Origin of the sequence: [Clostridium] symbiosum, from assembly GCA_036419695.1 — a bacterium.
In the GTDB taxonomy this organism is placed as follows: Bacteria; Bacillota; Clostridia; order Lachnospirales; family Lachnospiraceae; genus Otoolea; species Otoolea symbiosa_A.
This window is the reverse complement of record CP143946.1, coordinates 3898174-3919098: the sequence shown is the minus strand read 5'-3', so window position 1 is coordinate 3919098 and position 20925 is coordinate 3898174. Positions and strand designations below refer to the sequence as shown.

General features: G+C 43.8%; 21 protein-coding genes and 1 pseudogene. 18 read left to right on the top strand and 4 right to left on the bottom strand.

Annotation, left to right across the window (positions count from 1 at the left end; all coding sequences use genetic code 11):
* Positions 1-42 precede the first annotated feature (42 nt).
* The gene (locus V3C10_17690) at positions 43-354 is read right to left on the bottom strand and encodes a metalloregulator ArsR/SmtB family transcription factor (GenBank protein ID WVP61124.1); all 312 of its coding nucleotides are present in this window, start codon (positions 352-354) and stop codon (positions 43-45) included.
* A gap of 305 nt (positions 355-659) precedes the next feature.
* On the opposite strand from V3C10_17690, the gene V3C10_17685 reads away from it, so the two are divergent.
* The 6 genes and pseudogenes from V3C10_17685 (at position 660) to V3C10_17660 (ending at position 5647) form a co-directional block, all read left to right on the top strand.
* Complete coding sequence (locus tag V3C10_17685; GenBank protein WVP61123.1) at positions 660-917, top strand: DNA-binding response regulator; 258 nt, start codon at positions 660-662, stop codon at positions 915-917.
* 16 nt (positions 918-933) lie between these two features.
* Entirely contained in the window at positions 934-2268 is a 1335-nt protein-coding gene (locus V3C10_17680) for a HAMP domain-containing sensor histidine kinase (GenBank protein WVP61122.1), read from the top strand.
* Entirely contained in the window at positions 2265-2840 is a 576-nt protein-coding gene (locus tag V3C10_17675) for a VTT domain-containing protein (GenBank protein ID WVP61121.1), read from the top strand. The genes V3C10_17680 and V3C10_17675 overlap by 4 nt, the downstream gene beginning before the upstream one ends.
* A 15-nt stretch (positions 2841-2855) precedes the next feature.
* Positions 2856-3464, top strand: a complete 609-nt coding sequence (locus tag V3C10_17670) for a CDP-alcohol phosphatidyltransferase family protein (GenBank protein ID WVP61120.1) — start codon at positions 2856-2858, stop codon at positions 3462-3464.
* Between the two features lie 6 nt (positions 3465-3470).
* On the top strand, positions 3471-4292 hold the full coding sequence (locus tag V3C10_17665; protein ID WVP61119.1) for a phosphatidylserine decarboxylase: 822 nt from the start codon (positions 3471-3473) through the stop codon (positions 4290-4292).
* 20 nt (positions 4293-4312) lie between these two features.
* Positions 4313-5647: pseudogene (locus tag V3C10_17660) on the top strand (FtsX-like permease family protein).
* Here the strand turns inward: V3C10_17660 and V3C10_17655 are convergent.
* A complete protein-coding gene (locus tag V3C10_17655; GenBank protein ID WVP61118.1) occupies positions 5577-6980 on the bottom strand; it encodes a HAMP domain-containing sensor histidine kinase in 1404 nt (467 codons plus the stop codon). The pseudogene V3C10_17660 and the gene V3C10_17655 overlap by 71 nt on opposite strands.
* On the bottom strand, positions 6973-7677 hold the full coding sequence (locus V3C10_17650; protein ID WVP61117.1) for a response regulator transcription factor: 705 nt from the start codon (positions 7675-7677) through the stop codon (positions 6973-6975). Before V3C10_17650 ends, V3C10_17655 begins: the two co-directional genes overlap by 8 nt.
* Positions 7678-7875: 198 nt before the next feature.
* Between V3C10_17650 and V3C10_17645 the strand changes: the two genes are divergently transcribed.
* From V3C10_17645 to V3C10_17595, 11 genes are all read left to right on the top strand, one after another.
* Positions 7876-8493, top strand: a complete 618-nt coding sequence (locus tag V3C10_17645) for a cytidylate kinase-like family protein (protein ID WVP61116.1) — start codon at positions 7876-7878, stop codon at positions 8491-8493.
* Between the two features lie 30 nt (positions 8494-8523).
* The gene (locus V3C10_17640) at positions 8524-8979 is read left to right on the top strand and encodes a MarR family transcriptional regulator (GenBank protein WVP61115.1); all 456 of its coding nucleotides are present in this window, start codon (positions 8524-8526) and stop codon (positions 8977-8979) included.
* Between the two features lie 235 nt (positions 8980-9214).
* The gene (locus tag V3C10_17635) at positions 9215-10549 is read left to right on the top strand and encodes an MATE family efflux transporter (GenBank protein ID WVP61114.1); all 1335 of its coding nucleotides are present in this window, start codon (positions 9215-9217) and stop codon (positions 10547-10549) included.
* A gap of 34 nt (positions 10550-10583) precedes the next feature.
* A complete protein-coding gene (locus V3C10_17630) occupies positions 10584-11183 on the top strand; it encodes a TetR/AcrR family transcriptional regulator (protein ID WVP61113.1) in 600 nt (199 codons plus the stop codon).
* Complete coding sequence (locus tag V3C10_17625; GenBank protein WVP61112.1) at positions 11180-11659, top strand: ABC transporter transmembrane domain-containing protein; 480 nt, start codon at positions 11180-11182, stop codon at positions 11657-11659. Before V3C10_17630 ends, V3C10_17625 begins: the two co-directional genes overlap by 4 nt.
* A 5-nt stretch (positions 11660-11664) precedes the next feature.
* Positions 11665-12906, top strand: a complete 1242-nt coding sequence (locus V3C10_17620; GenBank protein WVP61111.1) for an ABC transporter ATP-binding protein — start codon at positions 11665-11667, stop codon at positions 12904-12906.
* Complete coding sequence (locus V3C10_17615; GenBank protein ID WVP61110.1) at positions 12903-14144, top strand: ABC transporter ATP-binding protein; 1242 nt, start codon at positions 12903-12905, stop codon at positions 14142-14144. Before V3C10_17620 ends, V3C10_17615 begins: the two co-directional genes overlap by 4 nt.
* A 20-nt stretch (positions 14145-14164) precedes the next feature.
* Complete coding sequence (locus V3C10_17610) at positions 14165-14704, top strand: ATP-binding cassette domain-containing protein (protein ID WVP61109.1); 540 nt, start codon at positions 14165-14167, stop codon at positions 14702-14704.
* A gap of 369 nt (positions 14705-15073) precedes the next feature.
* Positions 15074-15529: a helix-turn-helix domain-containing protein gene (locus V3C10_17605; protein ID WVP61108.1), complete on the top strand. Its 456-nt coding sequence runs from the start codon at positions 15074-15076 to the stop codon at positions 15527-15529.
* A complete protein-coding gene (locus V3C10_17600; protein ID WVP61107.1) occupies positions 15526-16449 on the top strand; it encodes a DUF1848 domain-containing protein in 924 nt (307 codons plus the stop codon). The genes V3C10_17605 and V3C10_17600 overlap by 4 nt, the downstream gene beginning before the upstream one ends.
* A 212-nt stretch (positions 16450-16661) precedes the next feature.
* A complete protein-coding gene (locus V3C10_17595) occupies positions 16662-17378 on the top strand; it encodes a radical SAM protein (protein ID WVP61106.1) in 717 nt (238 codons plus the stop codon).
* A gap of 212 nt (positions 17379-17590) precedes the next feature.
* Here the strand turns inward: V3C10_17595 and V3C10_17590 are convergent, their stop codons facing one another.
* A complete protein-coding gene (locus V3C10_17590; protein ID WVP61105.1) occupies positions 17591-18988 on the bottom strand; it encodes a GntR family transcriptional regulator in 1398 nt (465 codons plus the stop codon).
* 180 nt (positions 18989-19168) lie between these two features.
* On the opposite strand from V3C10_17590, the gene V3C10_17585 reads away from it, so the two are divergent.
* Positions 19169-20875: a methyl-accepting chemotaxis protein gene (locus tag V3C10_17585; protein ID WVP61104.1), complete on the top strand. Its 1707-nt coding sequence runs from the start codon at positions 19169-19171 to the stop codon at positions 20873-20875.
* The last annotated feature ends 50 nt before the right edge of the window (positions 20876-20925 follow it).

The window sequence follows — 20925 nt, the reverse complement described above, 5'->3', positions numbered from 1 at the left end:
GATGTATTGTCCGAAAGAAAAACCATCTCTCTGATGGCTTTTCTAAAATCCGTCTCTAACTGGTATTTTTGCAACATAGGGAGTCGTGAGCTGCACCAGGAGTTCCGCAGCATATTTGCTTCCTGATTCACTTAAACGATAATGTGTCCATTTGCCTTCCTGCCTACTTTCCACCACACCGGATTCGCATAGAATCTTCATGTGGTAGGATAAGGAAGATTGGCCAATATCCATTTGCTCAATTAATACGCAGGCACATTTTTCACCGCTGCGAAGCAACTCTAAAATGGCAAGCCGCTTTTCATCGCAGAACGCTTTAAATACTTTGGCGTTTTTCTCATGAGTAGTTTCCAACTTTTGCCACCTCAAATCAACTTTTTTTGATATGTTATAGTATATGCTTCAAATCAACTTTTGTCAATATGAAAGGAAATAATTTTGAATGAAACCGGAATCCGTTTTCACTATGGTTATCGTTTAAAAACAGCAAATACTGCAAGTATTCTTTTCTGTTTTGGGTGGAATTGTTGGTGTATATTCAGGTTTTAGAATTGTTCAGAGATAGCATAACAGCCGAATCTGCTTTCATAAATTTTCAGATTTGATTCAGAAACTATTCAGAATAATAGGATAAAGTGAGGCTGGGAGGAGGTAGAACGATGGAGTCGGTAAAAATATTACTGATAGAGGATGATCCCGATATAAGGGAGGGCGTCAGGGTATTACTGGAGAGTGAGGGATACCGGATCGTGGAGGCGGAAAACATCTATGAGAGTGTATGGCAGGAACCATTTTTTTACGGTTCCAGCAATACCGTAATGGTCCATATTCGGAAATTGAGAATGAAGATAGAAAAAAATCCACAGAGACCGGAACATATCAGTACGGTGTGGGGAAAGGGGTATCGTTTTGATTAAAAAGGCGTGGCAAAAAATGTGGAATGTAATCCAGGGATGTTTAGGGAGCCTGACAGGACAGCTCGTTGTATTGATATTACTTAGTACACTTATTTCAGTCTCCTTTTTTGGCATTGCAAAGGTGACGATTGAGGCTGGGTTAGATATCTACTTTGCCAAATCTTCTTATTCAGAAAGAAAAGAAAAAGACTGTGTCCGGCAATTCCAGGAGTTTGTCGCCAGAAATAATCTTACGCCTCTTGATGAAACAAATATATCGGAATGGGTGAAAGAACAGAGAGTGGTATACCTGGAAATTTATCGGAATAACCGTTGGTTATATGATTCTTTTTCTTCTGCAGATGCAAATGATTATGGAGAAAGGACAGCCTTTTCAGGTTATGAGGGAAGAGATTATAATATTACCTTTGCAGATGGAGACGCGGTTGTGCGGCTGTTTGGGATATTTGAGTACCAATATTATGTATATGCAATGATAGCGGAAATCCTGTCTGCTTTCCTGGTATTCCTCATAGTTTTTGTCTATGGGGTCAAAAAAGGGATCCACTATATACAGAAAATTCAATCAGAAATTTGCGTAATGGAAGGTGGATGCCTGGATCGGAGGGTAACCATATCCGGTGATAATGAATTAGCACAGTTGGCTCAGGGGTTGGAGAAAATGCGTCTGTCCCTGAAACAGGCAATGGAAGAAGAACGAAAATTACGCGAGGCGAACCAGTGGTTGGTGACAGGAATTGCACATGATCTGCGCACGCCGCTGACCTCATTAACCGTTTATGTGGAAATCCTGCAGACGGATATTTGCAGAGATGATAAGGCCAGACGATATTATCTGGATAAAGTTATGAAGAAGGCAGTCCTGATCAAAGAGTTATCCAACCGGCTGTTTGAGAGCTGCCAGATGGAAACAGAAAATAAAATGAAAGGAATGGATGCCCCGCAACGCCTGCAGAATATTTTTGAGGATTATTTGTCCGAAATGACGGCATTACTTGAGAGCCAGGGGTTCGGAGTTGAGGCGGAGCTGGAGTGGAAATTGGCCAGCATCTCTGTGAGAATGGACTATATTGCAAGAATTATAGATAATTTGAGTTCCAATCTGATAAAGTATGCGGATCCGAAGGAACTTATCTGGCTGCGCACCGTATATGAGGAAGAGTGGGCCGGAATTGAGATATGCAATCGGATAAAGGAGCAGGCAGGGCATGTGGAGAGTACGAAAGTGGGGTTGGAAAATTTAAAATGTATGATGAAGGGCATGGGAGGATCCTGTCTGATTAACGAGACAGGAGAACAATTTCATGTAAAACTGTTATTTTTAGTCCGGGATAGAGGTGAAGTTTTTTGACAAAGAATAAAGGATACAAATACAGCATGTGGCTGGGACTTACAGCGATTTTATTTTGCGCGGCCTTTATGGTGAAAGCGGGGATTGACGGGCAGTTTCATTCGGTGGAAACCCTGCAGAAATACATACAGGGCTTTGGAATAATCGCACCTTTGATTTTAATTGTAATCCAGGCATTCCAGGTGGTGGTTCCCATATTGCCCGGCTTTCTGGGTTGTGTTGTGGGCAGTGCCATGTTTGGGGCGGCGGGCGGATTCTGGTGCAATTATATCGGAATCAGCATTGGTTCCCTGATAGCATTTCTTTTAGCCAGACGATTTGGAGCACCATTGGTCGAATCAATCTTTCCAAAAGAAAAGTACAGGGGTTGGATTATGCGGGTTCAGGAGGCGAAAAGCTATACATTGATCCTCTTCCTTTGCATTCTTTTGCCCCTGGCTCCAGATGATTTTCTTTGTTACTTTTCGGGACTTATGAAACTGTCATTTAAGAAATTTCTATGGATTATCCTACTGGGAAAACCATGGTGTATTCTGTTCTACAGTATTTTATTTGGAACAACCAGAGGGTGAAAGGATGATGAAATTATGCTGGGATTTTATAATTATACGGTTATATTGACTTATGCCGGGATGCTGACGGCATTCTCCGGGATAGTGGCAACGTGCAACAGCAGAGAAAGGATGTCCCTAATCTGCCTTGTGATTGCAGGGCTCTGCGACATGTTCGATGGGGCGGTTGCCAGAACCAGGGAACGGACACCGGCAGAAAAGCGGTTTGGGATTCAAATCGACTCTCTAAGTGATTTAATCAGCTTCGGAGTGCTTCCTGGAATGATTCTCTATTGTGGCAATCAGGATATATGGAGTATCATTATTGCTTCCTTTTATGTATTATGTGCATTAATCCGTCTTGCTTTTTTTAATGTGATGGAAGAAGAACGCCAGGAACAGACCAACGAATCCAGAACATACTATTTGGGGCTGCCGGTCACATCATCGGCAATTATTTTGCCGGTGGCGTATGCGCTGCAAGCGTATAGCGGAGGAAGTGGAGGCATGACAGGAAGGCTCAGCCTTCTTGTTATGTCAATTCTGTTTCTGCTTCCTGTTAAGGTCAGAAAACCTCAGTCATTAGGAAAAACCTGTCTTGCTATCCTTGGGGTGGCTGGATTTTTATTGTTGGCAGGGGAGTGATATGAGATGAACAAGGAGAGCATTGCAATACGGTTTCTCTACCGCACACTGCCTGGACGCATAATTCTAAAGGGGTTAACATTGCCATGGGTTTCAAGGGCAGCTGGTAAATTTTTGGAAAGCCCGTATTCACGGTGGATGATTTCAGGATTTGTGAGAAGGAATAAAATTCCTATGGAGGAATATAAGAGAAAAAATTATTTGTCTTTTAATGATTTTTTTATTCGGAAACTACGATCCGGCAGACGTCAAATAGATGTGACGAACAGGCACCTGATCAGCCCATGTGATGGGTTATTAACAATATATAAGATAAATGAGTCCGGCAGTATCTGCCTTAAACACAGCAGTTATAAAGTGAAGGAGTTATTGGGTGATATACACCTGGCTAATCATTTTAAAGATGGATTTTGCATGGTGTTCCGGCTCCGCCCTTCTGATTACCACCATTATTGTTATGTTGATCATGGAACCATTACAGAGCGAAGAAAAATAAAGGGAATCCTCCACTGCATTCGTCCCATAGCCAGTGAACGATATCCTGTCTATATACAGAACAGTAGAGAATACACCGTAATGGATTCAGTGAACTTTGGAAGAATGGTTCAGATGGAAGTAGGGGCATTGCTGGTGGGACGAATTCAAAATAGAAATCCGGGATGTTATGTAAAACGAGGCCAGGAAAAAGGGTACTTTGAATTTGGTGGATCCACAATCGTACTTTTGGTAGAAGAAGGCCGCATTAATCCGGATTCTCTGAAATGGGCGATTTCCATGACAGGGGAAGCGGAGGTTCGGCTGGGAGAGAAAATTGCGATGGCGGATTAGTATGTAAGGAGCGACTCAGAATGAGGATTATTGACTTATTTACCATGAGTATTAACAATCTGAGACAAAGGCGGCTGCGTACCTTTTTAACGGTTTTAGGAGTTGTGATCGGGACAGCCGCCATTGTTGTTATGGTTTCCCTGGGAATCGGGCTGAAAGAACAGAACCGTGAGTTGATTGAGTCATCGGGGAGTTTGACCAGGATACAGGTTTCAGAGATGTATGGCCAGTCTGACAGAAAAAAACCGAAACATCTTACCATTGAGACGGTAAAGGAATTTTTGAAAATTAAAAACGTAGTAACTGTTTATCCGTTTCTACAGCTGCAGGTTATACTGCGGCAGGGACTGTACGAAGCTGTCGGTATACAGTTAGAAGGCGCGCCCAGAGAGTACCTGGATAAAATACCGGTCAGGGGAAAACCGGCAGGCAGGACGGATAAAAACGAACTGCGTTTAATTTATGGAAGTGATGTAATCAGAGATTTTTCCAACCGAAAGACAGGAAAAGATTTTTTTGATACCAATCAGCTTCCGGACGTGGATTTAGAGAAGGAGCCCATGTTCGTTACCTTTGATATGGATGCCTACTTTGACGCCCGGGCAGACAACACGAAAAAGCCGCCTAAAAAATATCTGCTCAAATCGAATGGAATTGTGGATGAGACGAGAAGTAGAAACATGAATTATGCATATTCCGTGTATGCAGATATAGAAAATCTGCAGGCACATCTAAAGCGGATATTTAGGAAAAAGGCAATTCCGGGGCAGCCCACAACGAAGAGAGGAAAACCGCTTCCCTATTTTGTCTATGATACCATAGAGGTCAATGTGGACGATGTGAAACACGTAAAAGAGGTACAGACTCTGCTTAAGAAATCGGGATATCAGGCTGTCAGCAATATCTAGTGGCTGGAACAGTCGGAAAAGCAGTCGGGGATGATACAGGCTGTTTTGGGTGGAATTGGGGCAGTCTCTTTATTTGTGGCCGCCATTGGAATTGCCAATACCATGATGATGTCCATTTATGAGCGCACGAAAGAAATCGGCGTTCTGAAGGTTCTGGGATGTGATATGGGCGCAATACGGAATATGTTTCTCATAGAATCTGCTTTTATAGGATTGCTCGGCGGTTTCACCGGAGTTATGCTAAGTTACGGGGCATCTTACTCGATAAACCATTTTCTGAAACTGGAGGCAGCTGGAATCGGGATGGGAGGAACTATCCCACGCATTCCGGGATGGCTGTCGCTGGCCGCCATTGCCTTTTCCGTGATGGTGGGGGTTACTGCCGGCTTTTTTCCTGCATTGAGGGCGATGAAGCTGAGTCCGCTGGCTGCGATTCGGAATGATTGAGAGAAGGGCAAGGGAATAGAATCCTTATCCTGTAGGATTCCTGATCCATACCCACCTGACAGATTCCATTCATTTGTTTCATCATGTGCCTGATATTATCCATTCCCACCCGGGTGCTTTCAACCTGAGCATTTTGCCGTTTAATTTGGTTCGTGATTTCCAGTCCTGCCATAGAATCGTCACATACGATTCGGAAGGTGACGGATTTCCCTGGATCTGCATATTTAATCAGGTTGGAGCAGATGTTATCCATAATCCTTGCAAGATAGTCCATGCGTACAATGACAGGAACTGATTGCCAGCTCAAATCCGAGCGGATTTGAAAACCGCGATTTTCCAGGAGCATTGCTATCTCTGAAAGGTGATCCATGAAAGCCTCCTGCAAGGTAAGGATTTCTTCCTGCTCCCTTCCTTCTTTCCTGTCTTTCATCTGGCTGTGCTCAAACAGTCTGTCGGAAAGAACTTTCATCTGCACAGCTTTTGACATGATTTTGTCCAGATAATACTGTTTTTTCTCCTCCTTCTTGCAGACGCCGGACTGGAGGATCTGCACATACATCGTCAGAGCAGTAAGCGGTGTCCGGAGATCATGGGCGATGCCTGTGGTCAGTTTTTGGTTGGCCTGTTTTAAGGCAGTTTCATTCTCTATATTTTCTTTCAGGGAGCAGCGAAGCTGCTCAAGCCCACCGGCAAGTTCCGCAAGTTCGTCTCTTCCTTTTACAGGAATCATGCGTTCAAGACAACCGCCTTCCATAATGGCAATTTCAGCCCTTAAATCCTGGATGTATTGGATTCCACGCCGGATGCCGTTTATAAAAACAAGGAGAGATACAAAAAAACCGGACAATAGTTCTGCTATCAGCGCATAGGTATAAAACTGGTATTCATACATGCCTAACAAAAAGATATCTGCGTCCCCGTCAGAAAAAGACAGGGAGTGGTATTTATTTTTATAAGAACCGGTGTCAGTTTCGTACAATATTGTGTCATCCCAGTTTTCAGAAGCATATAAAAGCCGGTTGTTCCGGTAAATTTCCAGATATACGACAGTTTCGTCCTTTACCCATTTAGACAATTCCTGACTGTCATAAGGGGTAAGTTCCTTTTGGGTAATATAATTTTGCAGTTCCTGAACAGCCCTGGCCTCCCTGCGCCTTAAATAAGAGGAATTATTAAAGTAATAAGCCAGCCCGGCATTCAGCGTCATATGAAGGGCACCGAAAAAGAAGAAACCGGCCATCATTCCTGCAAATAAAAGGAAAACCAGTTTGCCAACCAGACTCTCAGTATGTTTTTTTACCGCTTGTTCAATCGCGGTGAAAATTTTACCCAATTCGATACCCCTTTCCCCATACAGTGCAGATCCGTTCCGGATGCTGTGGGTTTTTCTCTATTTTCCGGCGAAGCTTACGGATGTGGACCATCACTGTGTTGTTAGAAGTGTAAAAGAACGGCTCGTTCCACACACTCTCGTAGAGATTCTGAGTTGTAAAGATTTTATCTGGATATTGTATCAATAAACGCAGTATCTGATATTCTATCTCGGATAATTCGACTTCAGCCCCATCAATCTGTACGTTATTGCCGGTAGTGGAGACACGAATCCCCTTTCTCTCCAGCCAAAGCCCGTTTTGAGGGGGATGAGACGTGTTTTTCCCCTGGTAGACCTGATACCGTCTCAGCAGTGCTTTCACCCGTCCCAAAAGTTCAGCATAGGAAAATGGTTTCGGGAGATAATCATCCCCGCCGGCCATGAGTCCCAGCAGCTTATCGGACTCCTGGGCCTTTGCAGTCAGAAAAAGAATGGGAACATTCGACACCTTTCGTATTTCTTTGCAGGTCCGGATTCCAGAGATGCCAGGCATCATGATATCCAGTATTACCAGATCGGTCTCACTATTTAACATACATAAACCCTGATTTCCGGATTCGGCTTCTGTGACGGAATACCCCTCACTTTCCAGCAGTACCCGTACACCTTCACGTATATCCGCATCATCCTCAATCATTAAAATACTTCCATCAACCATGACTGAATCCTCCTTTGCATTTTATTATACATGGTTCAGGATTTGGATGTCTGAAATTTTTCTTAACTTTTGGATTCCCTGCCAGGATGGGATGTTACAACAGAAAAAAATGGTATTGACAAAAATCCGAAATCGGATTATACTGTTGAAATCCGGTTTCGGATTATAAAGCATAGTTTCAATGAAAGGAAGAGATATATGAGGATTATTACGATTAGCCGGGAATTTGGAAGTGGTGGCCGGGAGTTGGGAAAGCGGATGGCAGATCTGCTTGGGTGTGCGTATTATGACAGGGAAATTATTGCCGCAATAGCAAAGGAGAACAGGCTGGATGAAGCGTATGTTGAAAAAATGATGGAGAGGCCTCTGTTTATGGCTTATCCGATTACGATTGGCTGTACACTTTCCTATCCATCTTATGCGCACCAGAACGAAATTAACATTCTGATTTCCCAACAGAGAGAGATAAAAAGGCTGGCGGAACAGGGGGACTGCGTGGTTATGGGACAGGGAGCAGACGGCATACTGAATGAGTATAATCCGATGAAGCTGTTTGTCTATGGGGATATGGAGTCTAAAATAAAACGCTGTCAGGAGAGAAGGCCAGAAGGAGAATATCTGACAGACAGGGAAATGAGGAGGGAAATTGCTAAAATAGACTTGAACAGGGCCAGGCGGTATGCATTGATCACTTCATCAGAATGGGGCAAGAGGGAGAATTTCCATCTATGTGTGAATACTGCAGGAATACAGATTAAAGCGCTGGCACCACAAATGGTGGAGTATGCCCGGTTTTGGTTTAAACTGAAACGATAAAATGTAAATTAAAAACAGGAGGGTTTAATCATGGACGGCAACAGAAAAAATATACGAAGAATTGCAAATGCAATTTGTGAAATTGATGGAGCCTATTATTTACTGTCAAAGACTGCCGGAGTAAAAGAGAATCTGTTCTGGCTTTTATATTCGTTGGATGACGGCGAGTTTCATTCCCAAAAACAGATCTGTGATGACTGGGGGCTCCCGAGGGCAACTGTAAATACTTTAATCAAAGAGTGTGAGGCAGCTGGTTACATTACATTACAAAGTATCCCGGGACGCAAGCGGGAATTGCAGATTTGCTTGACAGAGGCCGGAATTTTGTATACACGTGAGGCTTTGAAAGATGTATATGAAGCGGAGGAAAATGTGCTCAAAGAGACGATGAGCAAATGCAGTCCATCATTTATATCTGATCTTGAACTATTCACAGCTAATTTAAAGAATGCATTCGAAAAGATAATGGAAGGAAAGGCGGACTGACTTTCTTTGCAGATGAAGCGAGGAGAAGCGAATGAAAAGAAATAAGATGTTATTCGTGACAATGACAACAGCCATTGCGATGGCGGTGTTTCTAATAATCTGTAAGACTGATTTTCCCAGGCGATATATTATTCGGCGCAGACATTGGAAATAAAGGGCGAATAAAGAAACAAAAGGGGGCTAATGGCATTTTATTGTGAATAGAAATTAAGAATTTGAAAGGATATAAGAATTGATGCAGATACAATTATCAGAACATTTCACTTATAAAAAACTGCTGCAGTTTGTTCTCCCATCTATTATTATGATGGTGTTTACCTCAATTTACAGTATTGTGGACGGCCTGTTTGTTTCAAATTTTGTTGGGAAAACGCCCTTTGCAGCGATCAACATGGTTATGCCTGTCCTGACAATTTTAGGTTCCTTCGGGTTTATGATTGGGGCGGGCGGCACGGCTATTGTTGGTAAAACATTGGGGGAAGGTGACAGGGATAAAGCGAACCGCTATTTTTCCATGCTCATCTATGTTGTTATCGGTTTAGGCATTGTTTTTGCCGGGGTAGGGTTGGTTTTCATGCGTCCACTGGCATCCTTCTTGGGTGCGTCCGGGGATATGCTGGAGTACTGCGTCCTATATGGCCGGGGTATTCTTGCAGCTTTACCGTTTTTTATGCTTCAGAACTCATTCCAGAACTTTTTTGTTATGGCTGAAAAACCGAATTTGGGATTAGGTGTGACCGTTATATCAGGAGTTTTGAATATCGTACTGGATGCATTATTTATTATTGTCTTTAAATGGGGACTTTTCGGAGCGGCCTTTGCCACAGCATTTAGCCAGGCAGTTGGGGCTGGTATTGCCCTGGTTTATTTTACACGAAAGAACGGAAGCCTGCTGCGTCTTACACCGAAAACAGGAATTGATGGTAAAGTCTTATGGAAAGCCTGTACCAATGGCTCTTCTGAGATGGTGGGAAACCTTGCAGCCTCTGTAGTTACAATGCTGTATAACTTTCAGCTTATGCGTTTAATCGGGGAAGATGGCGTTGCGGCATTTGGCGTTATCGCATATTTTGGATTTATCTTTTCAGCTATTTTCTACGGTTATGCGGTAGGCTGCTCACCGATCGTCAGTTATCAGTTTGGCGCGGATAATCAGGCCGAGCTGAAAAACCTGCTCAGGAAGAGTTTGGGTATCATAGGAATAACAGGCATTGCCATGGTGCTCCTGTCCCGTCTTGGCGCGGTTCCATTGTCAAAAATGTTTGTCGGGTATGATGAGGAGTTGTTTAAACTGACAGTTCACGGATTCAAGATTTATTCCGTCTCCTTCCTCTTCAGTGGCTTTAGTGCATTTGGATCAGCATTTTTTACAGCTTTAAATGACGGCCTGGTGTCTGCTGTAATTTCGTTTCTGAGGACGTTTGTTTTTGAAATAGGAAGTATTCTGATCCTGCCTTTTGTGTTTGGCGTGGATGGCATATGGACAGCAATCGTAGTGGCAGAACTTGCGGCCTTGACGGTAACAATCATTTTCCTTGTGGTAAAACGGAAAAAATATCACTATGCATAAAAAATGATATAGAAGTTTGCAGAAAGGTGAAGGAATGCCGACAAAACATTATTTTCATCTGTCCGAAGAAAAAAGGCGCCAGATTAGCGGGGCAGTTGTAAGGGATTTTCAAAACAATGGTTATAGGGATTTAAAAGTAAGCCGGATAGCTGAGCAGATACAGCTTTCCAGGGGGAGTCTGTATACTTATTTCATGGGAAAGACGGATATGCTTCAGTTTGCGGTTGTTCAGATATGGCGCGACTTTTTCGAGTTTAACAAGAAAAGTTTGATCGGGCATAGTGGAGATTACTGGGCCATGCTGACGGATGGGCTGGAATACTTTTTACGGCACAATGGAAGAATGCCGATGGATTTAGTGATGTTTTCGTGCAGCCGCAATATGGCGCACGAATATGTGGAATGGCTGTTTTGGCATGTGGACAGACGGAATATGGGATTTCAGACTAAGGATGAGTTTGCGGCCCTTCAGGAGCTGTGCCACACTCTTGTAAACCTGGCCGTCCATGAGTATCAGATGGGAGCTTCGGATATCTGTAAGGTAAGAAAAGACTTTGCCTTGAGGCTGCGGCATATTAAAACAGGCTTTTTAAGGACAGAGGAAAGGGCTATCACAGGAGACAGTGTAGAATGAGAAAAATGCTTCAGTTTTTGACGCCGTACAGAACACGGATTGCAGCAATGCTTTTTCTTTTGCTGCTGCAGGTGGCGGGCACCTTTTTAATCCCGACCATGACGGCAGATATTATTAATAACGGAATTTTGACAGGAGACTTAAATTATGTCCTGATGACGGGCGGCAGAATGATTCTGGCAGCTGTTTTGGTGACGGTCATAGCAGTGGGCGCCGTTTATCTTTCCTCCTGTAACAGCGCTCTGATAGGCCGGGATATACGCAATGCCCTGTTTCGCAAGGTGCAGAGTCTGTCAGTGGATGAGTTCAACCGGTTTGGAACAGCTTCCATGATTACCAGAAATACGAATGATGTGATACGGGTTCAGCAGGCTTTCTCTGCTTTGACTGAAATGCTGCTTCCCGCTCCGGTTATGGCTGTGACGGGGTTGGTGCTGGCATTTTCAAAAGACCGGGTACTGGCGCTGCAATCATAGCGGTCATGGGAGTGATTACTCTGCTGTCGTTGGCAATCAGTAAAAAAGTAATGCCTCTGTTTGAAAAATTGCAGACGCTGATGGACGGCATAAACCGGAAACTGCGTGAAACGATCATTGGAGTCCGGGTAATCCGGGCCTTTGATCGCGCGGAGTATGAGAAACAGCAGGTTAATGACACGTTTCAGGAATACGGAACTATGGCAATCCGCATTAATAAAATGTTTTCGGTTCTTCTGCCTGCGGTCACGCTGATTATGAACCTTTGTACCCTGCTGCTTGTTGCACTGGGCGGATGGCGTATGGCGGGCGGATGGGTGCAGGTCGGAGATATTATGGCGGTTGTTGAATATGGTATGCTCATATTGTCTGGTCTTATTATGGGCATCATGGCTTTTGTCATGATACCCAGAGCAAAAATCAGTGTGGATCGGATTAATGCGGTTTTGGAGACAGAGCCGGAAGCGGCTGTCTGCACTGTAAAAGAGAACCCGTATGCCGATTCAGCGGGAATCGAGTTTCGAAATGTCAGCTTCGGCTACTGTGGGGCGGAGGAAAAGGTGCTCCGCAATGTCAGCTTTAAAGCGAATGCAGGAGAGACTACAGCCATCATCGGAGGCACTGGTTCCGGAAAATCAACGGTGCTAAATTTGATAATGGGTTTTTATGAAGTACAGGAAGGACAGGTTCTGGTGGACGGTCAGGATACCAGAACGATTTCCAAACGGGATCTGCGGAAGAAGGTTGGTTATGTGCCCCAGAAGGCTTTTTTGTTCAGCGGTACGATTGCGGATAACCTCCGGCAGGGAAAGGAAGATGCAACGGAGGAGGAGATGATGAGCGCTGCCGGGACAGCCCAGATAGACGGACTGATAGACAGTCTGGCGGAGGGGATTTACGCGCCTGTCTCGCAGGCGGGAAATAACTTTTCCGGAGGCCAGAGACAGCGGCTTGCCATAGCAAGAGCCCTTGTAAAAAAGCCGGAGGTTTATCTGTTTGATGACAGTTTTTCCGCCCTGGATTATAAGACAGATGCGAAACTGCGGACGGCGCTGAAGAAGGAGATAAAGGATGCAGCTGTGATTATCGTAGCCCAGAGGATCAGCACTATTTTGGACGCGGATCAGATTATTGTTCTGGATGAAGGCAGAATTGCAGGCATAGGAAACCATGGGGAACTGCTCCGCAGCTGCGATGTTTATCAGCAGATTGCCAGAACTCAGTTAAGCGAGGAGGAATTGGCATGAAGATGAAAAAAACGAAAAATCGAACGGCGTATCGTCTTGCAAAGGAGCTGATGGGACAGAAGTGGAGGATTCTCATTGTTCTGATCAGTGTTATCACAGGCGCAGTTTTAGGTCTTCTCTATCCACACCTTTTGGCGGAGGCCATTAATCAGATTGTTGCAGGGGTTCAGGACACGATGGGTACGGATGCTGCATTTCAGTTAAAAATAGAGACAACAGGACGGATTCTGCTGGCATTGTTTGCCATCTTCGTGTTCCGGGGAATGGTCGGCTATGTGGGAGAATATGTGATGGCGGGGGTAGCGCAGAATTTGTCGCTGTCCATGAGAAAGAAAATCAGTGATAAGCTGAATCGTCTTCCCCTGAGCTTTTATGACAGGAATAAAAAAGGAGAGATATTGAGCCGGGCTACCAGCGATATGGAAAAGGTGGCGGATACACTGCAGGAGGGTTTGTCACAGCTTTTGAATTCTGTTGTGGGGATTACCGGTTCGATTGCAATGATGCTGGTCATTAACAAAACCTTGACAGTGGTTGTCCTGATTACCGTCTTGTTCAGTATGGTGGCAGCAGCCGTTATTTCAAATAAAACGGAACAGTGTCACAGAGAAAATCAAAAGGCTTTGGGAGAATACAACGCGGGAATTGAGGAAGCCTTTACTGGGAATTTGGTGGTGAAGGGCTTTAATCTTCAGGACAGGATGGTAGAATCCGCTGTGCGGATGAGTGAACATCTGTGCAAAACAGGAAAGAGGGCGCAGTTTATTACTTATGTAATTAATCCGGTTATTCGCTTTCTGAACCATCTGGGTTATATCGCGGCAGCGGTAGGCGGGGCAATCCTTGTGATTCAGGGGAAAATGTCCATTGGATATATACAGGCGTTTTTCCAATATATCAGCAAGGTGGCGGAATCCGTGATGGCGCTGGCCTTTGTGGTGAATTCCATGCAGGGGGCTGTGGCCGCCGGCGAGCGGGTGTACCAGCTCCTGGACGAGGAGGAAGAGGTACCGGATGAAGCTTCGGATCAATCTTTTTCAAATCCGAAAGGAACTGTCTGCTTTGAGCATGTGCGGTTCGGATATGATGATGAGAATATTTTGATGGAGGACATTAACATAGAGGTAAAAGCGGGCAGTAAGGTTGCCATTGTTGGTCCGACCGGGGCCGGGAAGACAACATTTGTGAATCTATTGATGCGTTTCTATGAACTGAGGGGGGGGGAACAATCCGGATAGACGGCGAGGATATCACGGATATGAGCCGGAAGGAACTGCGTTCGATGATTGGTATGGTGCTTCAGGATACCTGGCTTTTTACCGGAACCGCGGCCGACAATCTATCTTATGGGAAACCGGGGGCATCGGAGGATGAAATACGGCAAGCGGCGGTGGCAGCCAAAATTGACCATTTTATCAGGACACTTCCCCACGGGTATGAAACGGTTCTGGACAACGAGGTAACCGTGATGTCGGAAGGACAGAAACAACTCTTTACAATCGCCAGGGCCATTCTTGCAGATCCGGTAATCATGGTATTGGATGAGGCGACATCCAGTGTGGATACCAGAACAGAAAGTGAAATACAGCAGGCTATGAACGGCCTGATGGAGGGGAAGACCAGTTTTATTATTGCACACCGGCTTTCCACAATCAGAGATGCGGATCAGATTCTCGTTATGGATAAAGGGACAATTGTTGAACAAGGGTCCCATGAGGAACTGATGGAGAGAAATGGATTTTATACGGACTTATATAACAGTCAGTTCCAAAGAAGTTTCAAACAGGCCCAAGTATAGAAAGAAGCGTGGTGCATGAAAGGAGTAACGCTGTGAGTATCACAACGAAATATAAAATAACGCCGGAAAAAATACAAATTTTGGTGGACCGGCATTTTCCGGAGTCGAAATTGACGGAAGTGCGGGAACTGAATAACGGTACTTTTAAAAATGGTTTCCTGCCTGCCAGCAGGCGTATATCCGGGCATTTGGGAAGATGCTGGATGTGATTCATGCTGATGGAGGGAAGACAAAGTGGATAATCCCAATTATAAAAACAAACGGCATATAAAGTCTATGCATGCGCCTATTGACAATAGTAAAAAATGTTCTATAATAGGATTAGTCAATTAATTGACTAATCCTATTATAGAGTTGGGAGGTGGAGAATTGAATAAGGAGGATAGAAGAAATGCCTTTTTATATTGTAAATTTCGAGATGAACAATTTGCACTCTATGATGAGTATGCAAAGAGTAATGGAATTCTAATGAAAACTTTTTTGGTTCTCAATGTTTTGTTTTATGCGAAAAACGGAATGACACAAAAAGAAATTTGCGAACGAACCTTCCAGTCAAAGCAAACAGTGAGTCTGATTGTCAAAAATCTTCAGGCAGATGGTTATGTCACACTTGAGGAGAACGCAGATGACAAGAGAAACAGGACAGTCAGAATGACAGATGAAGGGCGGGTATATTCTGAGAAGCCTGTCAGACATATAACCTGGGCAGAGGATACCGCAATGTCGATGTTTACACCAGAGGAACAAGAGCAGCTTATAGATCTCTCAAGACGGTTTACGAAGAATTTGACAGACCTTGTCAAAGGAAATGAGGACGAAAAATGATTATCAACACAGGTGGACGAACAGATACCGTCCAGTATTACACCCAATGGCTCTTAAAGCGATTTGAGGAAGGTTTTGTGTATTCCAGAAATCCGCTATTCCCCAATAAAGTTACTTGTTATGAATTAACACCGGATAAGGTGGACTGCGTGGTTTTTTGTTCTAAAAATTATGAACCGATACTGAATGACTTGCCTCAATTGATAGAAAGGTTTCCGACTTATTTTTACTACACAATCACAGCATATGGTAAGGATGTAGAACCCGGTGTGCCATCTATTGGAGAAAGCATGAAAACGCTCAGAAAGTTATCTGCGATTGTGGGGAAAGAACGCCTTGCATGGCGATATGACCCTGTTTTGTTAACAGAAAAGTATACGATACAAACCCATCTGGAAACATTTGATATGATGGCCCAAGAACTTACCCCTCTCGTTGAACGCTGTATTTTCAGCTTTGTGGAGATGTACAAAAAGTTGGAAACGAATATGCCAGAGTTGCTTCCTCTTACAGAGGAAGATCAAAATGCTCTCGCGAAGGGGATGGGTTTGGTTGCTGATAAATATGGACTGTATTTACAAACCTGCGGAACGAATGGAGACTACTCTGGGTATGGCATTCATCCATCTGGCTGTATGACTTTGGAAATGTTAGGAAAAGCAAATCATATTCAGTTTCGTAATCTGAAGCATAAGGGAATGCGCCAGGGATGCCATTGTATGGAAAGCCGGGATATTGGTGCGTATGATACCTGCCTAAATGGCTGCAAGTATTGTTATGCTAATAAGAAGCCGGACAAAGCCCAGGAGAACTATAGGTACCATGACCCGGACTCGCCATTGCTGTTGGGAAATGTCAGGGAGACAGATGTGGTGCAGCAAGGATCACAAAAAAGTTTCCTTACTAAAGTTTCACAGTAAATAAAGATTATATTTGATCCACAGGAGGATATTCAGATGGATTTCTACAAGCAATCCAAAGCGTAATTAAAGCACCAAAGGATTATGTGCTGCCAGCGGTGATTGCAGTTGGATACCCTGTGAAGAATGCGGAAGTACCTGCACAGGTAACCGCTGCGGTAAAGGAAAAAGTTCATTGGAATAAGTGGTAAATGTCGAAGGGAAAAGCAGTCATGATAATCAAAGAGATCGAAACAAAGAGTATTTTTACAAAATCAAATCTTCCGGTAAGCGATTATTCCGTTAATCCTTATGTGGGGTGTTCTCATGCCTGCAAATATTGCTATGCCAGCTTTATGAAGCGTTTCACGAACCATCCAGAACCTTGGGGTGAATTTTTGGATGTTAAGTATTGGCAGGACATTAAGAATCCTGGAAAGTATTGCGGAAAGGAATTGTTCTTTGGCTCTGTCACAGATCCATACAACCCGCAGGAAATTGAACACAGACTTGCAGCAATGAAGCAGTTGCATGATGCTGGTATTCGCACAACTTGTTTTATCTGGCCTATCTTTCCTGGAATTACGGATGTACCTGCTATCATTGACCGTGTCAAGAAGCAATGCAATCTGGTATGGCTGGAAAATCTGAATCTTCGAGGCAGTTATAAAATGGTCATTCTGGATTATATCAGAGAAAAGCATCCGGATCTTATTACTCTATATGATGAGATATATTCCAATGGAAGCAGACTTTATTGGGAGGCTCTTGACGGAGCAATCCGTTCCTACGCAAACAGTAATGGGCTTGAATATGTCCGGAATGATGACAGCAGGAATAAACCTTTTGATGCACAACCAACCATTGTGAATTTCTTCTACCATGAAAAAATCAAAAAATCTGCAAGGAAAGCAGGAAAAGCACTCCCTTCGGAAAAGCATAGTACATAAATGCCTGCTGCAATAAATGAATTTTAAAAGATGCATTGATGGATAATATTACTGTATTTTTGTTAGAATTCAGAAGTAGATTTGTTTTTGCTGGACGTGATATTCGGAAAACATATTCAGAAAGTTGTAGCTATTATATGATTGGGGAACGTAAAAACGACCGGAAACGCCAAGCAGTTTCCGGTCGTTTTGTTATCTGCAAAGAGAAACTATCAACGTCCTTCTTCAGCAAGAAAAACTCTATACCATTGCCTCTGTTCCTCAAAAAATTCACTCCATCCTGCAACTATCCCTTCTCTATCCATGCATTCGGTACATTGAATCGTCTGGAGAATCCGATTGGAGTATAATCGTTTATAATCGTCTCCCTTCATTTTTAAAAGTATGAGGGGATATCCAGTGGCGAGGCATTCCGTCAGTTTACAGTAACATTCGCAGACTATGGTACATGGACAATGCTTTGTTATAAATGTTAAAAAGACATCCACAATAAGGCAGTCCTTTTCTTCTCTATGAATTTGATTCAAAGCCTGGAGAAATTCGTGTAATGCTTCTTCAGAAACCTGCTCAAAGGTAAAACGGCTAACATTACGAACTGTCAATGATAGAAACTGAAGACTTTCTAAAAGACGTTTCAGGCCAAGTTGGACAGAAACTCCCCTTATATCCACATCTTTCTGTCCAAGGCATACTTGTGTCCCCTTCCCCTGATAGGATTTTACCACACCCAAGTCAGATAAAGAGGCCAGAGTACGGCGTATGGTGATGAGGGGGATCTGGTAACGTTTTACCATCTGGCTCAGGGAGGGAAGAAAGCTTCCAACAGGATAGGATCCATACAAAATTTCCAATATAATCTTCGCACCCAATGTGTAACGGATTTGAGAATGTCTTGGGTAAAAACTCCATTCAAATGGAATCTGGGGAAACTCGCCTTCCAGAAATTGTGGGGAGAGCGTTTGGATGATCTTAAAGATATGTGCATAAGCATCCTTGTAAACCGCTCCCAATTTATTGGTAAGATAGGCTCCAACTTCATCTTTTGTAAGCGTATCAACTGTTTCTATTATTCCTTTCATAATGTCATGCTCACTGCGCAGATATGGTATACGGGCATAGAAATTTATTTTGCGGTAGAATGTAAGAATTAAATCATTATGAAGGGAGGATAAGGCGGCCGTGTACAGCTGTATCGTAAGGGACATTCCGTCAAAGTTAATGTTTTTAATTTCACCCCATTGTGTCTCCCAGGTGGCTTCATCCCATTGCTTTATGCCGGCCTCCAGCAAAGGACCCAAAAGTAACGGATTCATCTGTCTCATATCCAGAATGCCGTCTTTATAGGTTGACAGATGAACAGCGATATTGCGCAGATAATCATCGGCTGTAGCCTTGTAGGTTACCATAGCTGCTTTCGGAGCCTCAATTTTAATGTAGTTTTTCTCTTCCAGGAGTGCGAACGCTTTCCTGACAGTCGGTATGGACAGATGAAAATAATCACTGATATTTGGCATTGAAGGAAGCGCGTTACCAAATTTATAGTGGCCAAAGAGAATTCGGGTAACGTAGTAATCATAAATAAGATAGTATAATTCTGTCTGGGACTTCATTTAGACACCTCCTCCATTAATTTTAACATAAGCGGACTATATGTTCTACTGTTCTTTATAATACCCATAAAACAATAAATGAATTGCGAATATACACATGTTATGGTAGACTACAAATAGTACATGAGCAAAGTTGAAGGAATGAGTCCGGAATGATAGGGAATACAATGGAGGGGCAGCATGAAACGCTTTACTATAGGGAGGAAACTGTTTGTTTCATTTGCAACGGTTTTGCTGTTGATGATTATTGGTTTTTGCATCAGCATTATAAGTTTGGTTAATCTGAATTCAAAAATAAAAGCCTTCTATGATGGACCATTTATGGTCAATGAAAGTGCCAACAAAATCCATTCAAATTTTGAAAGAATGCAGAAGGCAACCTACCGGGCCATTGTAAATACGGATGAGGAGATAATTGGGGAGGCGACTGCCAATGCCTTTGATTCGGCAAGTATAATCGGGGACGAGCTTCCGATCGTAAAAGAACATTTTCTGGGTGATTCACAAATTGCAGCACGGTTGGAAGACTGCCTGGCCAGGCTTGCTCCAATGCGGGAACACGTTCTCTCATTGGCGAAGGAAAATAAAAATGAAGAGGCAGCAGCCTTTATGGAAAGCAACAATATCCTGGTGCTCCAGGAGGCTCAGAAGGAATTGGATAGGCTGATTGAAAGCGGCAACAGAACAGGATTGCAGTTGATGACACAATTGCAGGAACGGCAGGCCCGCGCTGTTGCGATTCTGGTAGTTCTGGGATGTGTGAGCGTAATCATCAGCATTGGTTTCTGGGTGTATATTACCAGGGGAATTTCGGTAGGGATAGTGGAGCTGGAACAGGCAGCGCAGAACATAGCGGCCGGACAGTTTTCAACGACTCAAATTACCTTTCAGTCCGGAGATGAGATGGGAAAATTGGCCGATGATATGCGGAGTATGATTACCGTACTTACAGCGGTGATCCAGGATGAAACATTTCTGTTAAATGAAATGGCAGAAGGGAACTTTGATATCCATAGCCGGACAAAAGACAGCTATGTGGGCGAGTTGGATTCCGTGCGGTCTTCTCTGGGCAGGATTATAAATGATTTAAAAAATACCTTATCACAAATTAATCAATCTACATTGCAAGTGGCGGCGGGGGCGGAACAGGTATCATCCGGGGCACAGATTCAGGCCCAGGGAGCGACAGAGCAGGCTGCCTCTATAGAATTATTATCCAGTGCAATCGGCGACATATCGGAACAGGTAGAGCACAATGTGAAGAATGCCAAAGCAGTGAATGAACAAACAAAGACAGTGCAGACGGATGCGGAAGACAGCCGCAGACAGATGCAGGATATGTTGGCTGCAATGGCAGAAATACGCGCCAGTTCACAAGCAATCGGACGAATTATTAAGACTATTGAGGACATCGCTTTCCAGACCAATATCCTTGCTTTAAATGCGGGGATAGAGGCGGCACGGGCAGGGGATACGGGAAGAGGTTTTGCGGTTGTGGCGAATGAAGTGCGTGAGCTGGCAAACAAATCATCTGAGGCATCCAAAAGCACGGCTGATTTGATAAAAAAGTCCCTGGAAAAAGTAGAACAGGGAGATCGGATTGCTGACCGCACGGCAGAAGCGCTGATGGACGTAGTAAATGGAGTGGAGGACATTACGAAGTCGATTCATTCCATAACGGAAGCTTCTGTTAAGCAGGAACTGTCGGTACGCCAAATTACGCAGGAAATCAGCCGCATATCAGATGTTGTCCAGTCCAGTTCTGCAACGGCGGAGGAAATTGCGGCTGCCAGCGAGGAATTATCTTATCAGGCTCAGGTATTAAGCAGGATGGCCAGTCGTTTCCGGCTGGGAAAAAATGTGGAAGAAGGCAATTGGAATTCCTGATGTTCAAGAGATGTTTTAAGGCAGCCATTTTATGGCAAGAGGAGTCAGCG

Coding starts and splice junctions, on each gene's coding strand:
- V3C10_17685 (WVP61123.1), top strand. CDS start 660: ATGGAGTCGGTAAAAATATTACTGATAGAGGATGATCCCGATATAAGG.
- V3C10_17680 (WVP61122.1), top strand. CDS start 934: ATGTGGAATGTAATCCAGGGATGTTTAGGGAGCCTGACAGGACAGCTC.
- V3C10_17670 (WVP61120.1), top strand. CDS start 2,856: ATGCTGGGATTTTATAATTATACGGTTATATTGACTTATGCCGGGATG.
- V3C10_17665 (WVP61119.1), top strand. CDS start 3,471: ATGAACAAGGAGAGCATTGCAATACGGTTTCTCTACCGCACACTGCCT.
- V3C10_17650 (WVP61117.1), bottom strand. CDS start 7,677: ATGGTTGATGGAAGTATTTTAATGATTGAGGATGATGCGGATATACGT.
- V3C10_17645 (WVP61116.1), top strand. CDS start 7,876: ATGAGGATTATTACGATTAGCCGGGAATTTGGAAGTGGTGGCCGGGAG.
- V3C10_17640 (WVP61115.1), top strand. CDS start 8,524: ATGGACGGCAACAGAAAAAATATACGAAGAATTGCAAATGCAATTTGT.
- V3C10_17635 (WVP61114.1), top strand. CDS start 9,215: ATGCAGATACAATTATCAGAACATTTCACTTATAAAAAACTGCTGCAG.
- V3C10_17630 (WVP61113.1), top strand. CDS start 10,584: ATGCCGACAAAACATTATTTTCATCTGTCCGAAGAAAAAAGGCGCCAG.
- V3C10_17625 (WVP61112.1), top strand. CDS start 11,180: ATGAGAAAAATGCTTCAGTTTTTGACGCCGTACAGAACACGGATTGCA.
- V3C10_17620 (WVP61111.1), top strand. CDS start 11,665: ATGGGAGTGATTACTCTGCTGTCGTTGGCAATCAGTAAAAAAGTAATG.
- V3C10_17615 (WVP61110.1), top strand. CDS start 12,903: ATGAAGATGAAAAAAACGAAAAATCGAACGGCGTATCGTCTTGCAAAG.
- V3C10_17610 (WVP61109.1), top strand. CDS start 14,165: ATGAGCCGGAAGGAACTGCGTTCGATGATTGGTATGGTGCTTCAGGAT.
- V3C10_17600 (WVP61107.1), top strand. CDS start 15,526: ATGATTATCAACACAGGTGGACGAACAGATACCGTCCAGTATTACACC.
- V3C10_17595 (WVP61106.1), top strand. CDS start 16,662: ATGATAATCAAAGAGATCGAAACAAAGAGTATTTTTACAAAATCAAAT.
- V3C10_17590 (WVP61105.1), bottom strand. CDS start 18,988: ATGAAGTCCCAGACAGAATTATACTATCTTATTTATGATTACTACGTT.
- V3C10_17585 (WVP61104.1), top strand. CDS start 19,169: ATGAAACGCTTTACTATAGGGAGGAAACTGTTTGTTTCATTTGCAACG.